The sequence below is a fragment of the Robertmurraya sp. DFI.2.37 genome (assembly GCF_029211245.1).
Lineage (GTDB): Bacteria > Bacillota > Bacilli > Bacillales > Cytobacillaceae > Robertmurraya > Robertmurraya methanolica_A.
Map to the genome: position 1 here is coordinate 1 of NZ_JARGEJ010000106.1, position 4,802 is coordinate 4,802.

Annotated in this window: 5 protein-coding genes and 3 tRNA genes; 5 read left to right on the forward strand and 3 right to left on the reverse strand. The window is 35.5% G+C overall.

Features of this window, described 5'->3' with window-relative positions:
* Positions 1-141: 141 nt before the first annotated feature.
* Positions 142-390, reverse strand: a complete 249-nt coding sequence (locus PZE06_RS25275) for a YhdB family protein (protein WP_150917744.1) — start codon at positions 388-390, stop codon at positions 142-144.
* A 270-nt stretch (positions 391-660) separates the two neighbouring features.
* Here PZE06_RS25275 and PZE06_RS25280 point away from each other — a divergent pair, with 270 nt between their 5' ends.
* Complete coding sequence (locus tag PZE06_RS25280; RefSeq protein WP_150917741.1) at positions 661-2,073, forward strand: SpoVR family protein; 1,413 nt, start codon at positions 661-663, stop codon at positions 2,071-2,073.
* A 172-nt stretch (positions 2,074-2,245) separates the two neighbouring features.
* On the opposite strand, the gene PZE06_RS25285 is transcribed toward PZE06_RS25280, so the two are convergent.
* The gene (locus PZE06_RS25285) at positions 2,246-3,157 is read right to left on the reverse strand and encodes a helix-turn-helix domain-containing protein (protein WP_191963225.1); all 912 of its coding nucleotides are present in this window, start codon (positions 3,155-3,157) and stop codon (positions 2,246-2,248) included.
* 319 nt (positions 3,158-3,476) lie between these two features.
* Between PZE06_RS25285 and PZE06_RS25290 the strand changes: the two genes are divergently transcribed.
* Positions 3,477-3,629 carry a hypothetical protein gene (locus PZE06_RS25290; protein ID WP_275792082.1) on the forward strand — a complete coding sequence of 51 codons (153 nt, stop codon included), beginning with the start codon at positions 3,477-3,479 and terminating at the stop codon, positions 3,627-3,629.
* Positions 3,630-3,757: 128 nt separating this feature from the next.
* Here PZE06_RS25290 and PZE06_RS25295 read toward each other — a convergent pair whose 3' ends face one another.
* Positions 3,758-3,943: a hypothetical protein gene (locus PZE06_RS25295; protein WP_150917735.1), complete on the reverse strand. Its 186-nt coding sequence runs from the start codon at positions 3,941-3,943 to the stop codon at positions 3,758-3,760.
* A 218-nt stretch (positions 3,944-4,161) separates the two neighbouring features.
* Between PZE06_RS25295 and PZE06_RS25300 the strand changes: the two genes are divergently transcribed.
* From PZE06_RS25300 to PZE06_RS25310, 3 genes are all read left to right on the forward strand, one after another.
* Positions 4,162-4,233: transfer RNA gene (locus PZE06_RS25300), tRNA-Glu, on the forward strand.
* Positions 4,234-4,324: 91 nt separating this feature from the next.
* Positions 4,325-4,401: transfer RNA gene (locus PZE06_RS25305), tRNA-Met, on the forward strand.
* 14 nt (positions 4,402-4,415) lie between these two features.
* Positions 4,416-4,508, forward strand: a tRNA-Ser gene (locus PZE06_RS25310).
* The last annotated feature ends 294 nt before the right edge of the window (positions 4,509-4,802 follow it).

Genomic DNA, 4,802 nt, shown 5'->3' on the forward strand with positions numbered 1-4,802 from the left:
TTCGTGTGAAAAATGCGGAGGAGAAATGTATCCCGAGTATTACAAAGGAGTACACGGTATAGAGTATAAAATTTCGGATATTCGCTAGACAAAAAGGGACCGGGCGGTTTTTGCCCGGTTTTTCTTATGGTGGAATTCTAATTACATCCAATTCGTGTTCAACTCTTGTTCTTCTTCAAGGTGACTGTTTGCATGGTCGATGTATCTTAATAAAGAATATAGATGTTGCTCAATCACCATATAGTCTTTTTCAAAATTATAGGCATGTAAGAAGTGTTCAATTTTCTTAGCTAAAAAATGATCCTTTGTGCGCACCATTAAAATTAGTAAATTATCCCACTCGGAACGATGGGTATAATACAATGCACGGTCGTAATCAACTAAATCCATTTCCCTCATCTCCTTTTTTAAGGAGTTGATTATAGTCTGTGCGGAGAGCTTATAAACTTTCTCTGTAAATGTTGGTCATCTTGTAAATTAGGAAGAGCAGCATTTACCTGTGTAAAAAACGTCGAAAATGCAGACAGCTATGGATGAAGAATAGGCTCTTCCTTTTATGAGAACCAAGATCACGATAAATGCGTTAGGGTGAAAAATCAATCTCATCATTTTTGTTTTTGTCTCATACATTGTTGATAAGATGATGAAGGAGGAAAACATATGAGAGAGGAAGAGCGTAAAGAGCTGGAATATGCGATTGATGAAATTACGGAAATTGCTTCAGGATTCGGTCTGGATTTTTACCCGATGAGGTATGAAATTTGTCCGGCTGATATTATATATACTTTTGGCGCATACGGTATGCCGACCCGTTTTTCACATTGGAGCTTTGGTAAACAATTTCATAAAATGAAACTTCATTACGATTTAGGACTTTCTAAAATATATGAGCTCGTCATTAATTCCAATCCTTGCTACGCTTTTTTACTGGATTCAAATTCACTAATCCAAAATAAACTGATCGTTGCGCACGTATTGGCACATTGTGATTTCTTCAAAAATAATGTTCGTTTTCAAAATACGAAACGAGATATGGTTGAAAGCATGTCAGCAACAGCTGAAAGAATTCGTCAATATGAGATTGAACATGGGAAAGAGGAAGTGGAAGAATTTCTTAATGCGGTATTGGCGATTGAAGAGCATATTGATCCTTCTTTAATGCGGCCGAAGCTCTCTTGGACATTGGATGATGTGGAATTTGAAGAAGAAGAGATAAAAGCAAGTCCTTATGATGATCTGTGGAATTTAGATAAGAAAGATGAAGGAAAAAGTGTAAAGAAAAAGAAAAAACGGAAATTTCCACCACAACCTGAAAAAGACATTCTGTTATTTATCGAAAACTACAGCCGTGAATTAACGGATTGGCAACGGGATATTTTGACGATGATGAGAGAGGAAATGCTTTATTTTTGGCCTCAATTAGAGACAAAAATTATGAATGAAGGCTGGGCTTCGTTCTGGCATCAAAGAATTTTGCGGGAGATGGATCTTACTTCTGATGAAGCTCTAGAATTTGCCAAACTTAATGCAGGGGTTGTTCAACCGTCAAGGACAGGAATCAATCCGTATTATTTGGGGCTGAAAATTTTTGAAGATATAGAGGAACGCTATAATCATCCGACAGAGGAAATGAAAGAGCGTGGAGTAAAAGAAAGTTCCGGAAGAGAAAAAATGTTCGAAGTACGCGAAATTGAATCAGATATTTCATTTTTAAGAAATTACTTAACGAAGGATCTTGTAATGCGTGAAGACATGTATTTATTTCAAAAACAAGGTCGCGATTACAAAATTGTTGATAAAGACTGGCAGGAGGTAAGAGATCAACTCGTTAATATGCGAGTGAATGGAGGTTTCCCTTATTTAACTGTTACTGATGGAGATTATTTGAAAAATGGTGAACTCTACATTAAACATTGGTATGAAGGAATTGAACTTGACTTGAAATACTTAGAAAAAGTACTTCCGTATATTTATCAGCTTTGGGGCAGAAGCGTTCATATCGAAACCATTATCGAAGACCGAAGTATGCTTTTTACGTATGATGGAAAAGCTGTTCATCGAAAGTATCTTTAAATTAACTTTGTTAATGAGATGTCGGTATTGATTTTTGCTTCATTTCCTTAACCTTTTAGTTTTTACCGAAAGGTGTATGGAACGAAGGTAATGAATAAAAAGTCATTTTATCAACATTATTGTTTAATTCAATAAAGTTACCCGGGGTATAATTTACTCCGGGTAGGGTGTATTATAAAAAAAGCGGCTCATGACGTTCATGGATAGTGAGTGCTTTGTTTACTTCAGCGACGTGATATTTTACCATGCGCAGTGATGTATCATTGTGCTCTAATATGTAAACCATCTCTGCTAAATTAAAGGATTCGATCGCTTTTTCATTTTCATTTAATGCTTTATGACTTAGGGCCTTTTGAAAATATAAATCGCCTTTTAAATACATAAGTTGATATTTTTCAGTAAGTTTTAACCCTTTTTCACAAATTTGGATAGACTCCGCATGTCTAGAGAGCAGTCGTAGTACTCTGGCATAATTGTAATTTAATCTTACCGGGACATGTTTATTAATAATGTCTGTTAGTTTATTTAGATGATTTATGGCTTCACTGTATATTTCGACGGCCTCATCATACATTTGACATTGGCTATAAATATTTGCTTTGCTAATGAGGATTTCAATTTCACGTTCAGAGTAGAGTTTTTTATTAGAAGCTGTGAGGCTAAGAGCCTCGTCAAAACATTGGATGGAATTATGAAGATCATGGTCTAATTGAAAATAGCAAATTCCTTCATGCCATTTTAAGAATTGATATAATTTCTTCTCTTTAAATAACTCGTTATTGGATTCGGAATTAATGATTGTTCGTACCAATTCATAATCACGATTGTTGATGGCTTCGCGGATTTCAGAGAAAGTATCGATAACATAATCATGTCTAGGTATGCTAGAGATATCAAGGAGGTATGAAATATCAACGCTGAATCGATCCGCTAGTTTTAGCAAAATATCAGCAGTTGGAAAAACATTCCCGCTCTCAATTTTGCTAATATATGCTTGTGTGCATATGTCTTTGCTTGTTTCATATTGGGACAATCCAAGGCGTTCCCTTGCTTCTTTAATTCGTTGACCTAAATATCTTGCCATATTAATCACTCCGAATATAACTATATTTATTATGAAGGCCAAAAACATCTGAAATTTTAAGAAAACAACCCTTTAACCTCATTATATCAGGAAATTCGCCAAATTCACCCTTTCTTTTTACATGATAAAATTTTTGTAAAAAGGAGGTTGGAGAAATGAAAAGATTTTTAAGTAGTTTGCTAATTGTTTTGATTGCGTTCTTTGGAACATACCATGCCCCTGATGCACCAATTACCATTAATGAGCCTGAGCCAGGAGTTATGCACTGAGAGTGAGCCGATGTGAGTGCTATTTTTTGATAGAGATGGAGCTGTGAAAAGTGTTAGGTAAAGACGTTTTATATAATGAAGAGCGATACACTATCATCTTTAATTATCATAATGGCATGATCGAAATTCGAAATTCAAATCTTACTTACGATGTCCAGTTGGTAAATATTAAAGACGTTAAAATTATTGATTCGTCTTACTAAAGAGCTACTATTCCATGGGTAGTTCTTTTTTTGTGGTTGATGACGATTTTTAGATTGATAATTGTATAAACAAAGTGAAAATATTGTTTTTGCGTTCTGTTTCCTTATAATTTCGTTTCCACACTAAATTATGAGCGATCTTCTTTTCTTAAATAGTACCGTGCGTTTACGAAGAAAATTGTACCGAGTAGAAATAACATTGTGCATATCCAAGCAGCAATAGCAGAATAGGCACTGTTCAGAACATATTCACTGACTAAAATAACAAAAATAATTATGGCCATAGTGGCGTACATTGCTTTGACGTATTTCATTTTTTCTTCCTCCTAGCTATATTGAAATGGTATAAATATAGAAGAATGGATTTATCTATGTCATTATACGACGATATTTTTGATTATTCAAATAGTTGGTAAAACTTTAAATTGCTTTACTTTTGGTCCGGGAAAAGTTTTTGAAAAAAAGCATTGACGGAATCCTTTTCGGGGTGTTATATTGATATAGCTGTTTTCAAAAAATGTTTGAAAGAGTTGGCCCGTTGGTCAAGCGGTTAAGACACCGCCCTTTCACGGCGGTAACACGGGTTCGAATCCCGTACGGGTCATATACATTTTTTTAGGGTATTGAAAAAAATGTATATTTAGATGATGAAGGTGAAAATAATTTGCTTTATAAAAAGTAAAGCATTATATTATGGCGGTGTAGCTCAGCTGGCTAGAGCGTACGGTTCATACCCGTAAGGTCGGGGGTTCGATCCCCTCCGCCGCTACCAATTTATATTAACATGGAGGAATACCCAAGTCTGGCTGAAGGGATCGGTCTTGAAAACCGACAGGCGGGTTAAACCGCGCGGGGGTTCGAATCCCTCTTCCTCCGCCATATCACTTTTATTATTGTCGCTTATATCGTGGGGTGGCAAAGTCTGGTAGATCGTTGGCTTCATAACTCGAATGTCGTAGGTTAAATACTGCTTCCACAATCGACTTTTTCAATTAAATAAGACTTGAAGAAGTAAAAAAAGATTATTTCTTTTGTTGAAAAGATCAAGGAAAGCTATTTTCTCCTAACGTCGAAAAAGACAGAGGAAAGCTATTTTCTCCTAACGTCGAAAAAGACAGAGGAAAGCTATTTTCTCCTAACGTCGAAAAAGACAGAGGAAAGCTATTTTCTCCT

Bases quoted from the DNA above. Each gene is read 5' to 3' on its own strand.
- PZE06_RS25275 (WP_150917744.1), bottom strand. From the start codon at position 390: ATGGATTTAGTTGATTACGACCGTGCATTGTATTATACCCATCGTTCC.
- PZE06_RS25280 (WP_150917741.1), top strand. From the start codon at position 661: ATGAGAGAGGAAGAGCGTAAAGAGCTGGAATATGCGATTGATGAAATT.
- PZE06_RS25285 (WP_191963225.1), bottom strand. From the start codon at position 3,157: ATGGCAAGATATTTAGGTCAACGAATTAAAGAAGCAAGGGAACGCCTT.
- PZE06_RS25295 (WP_150917735.1), bottom strand. From the start codon at position 3,943: ATGAAATACGTCAAAGCAATGTACGCCACTATGGCCATAATTATTTTT.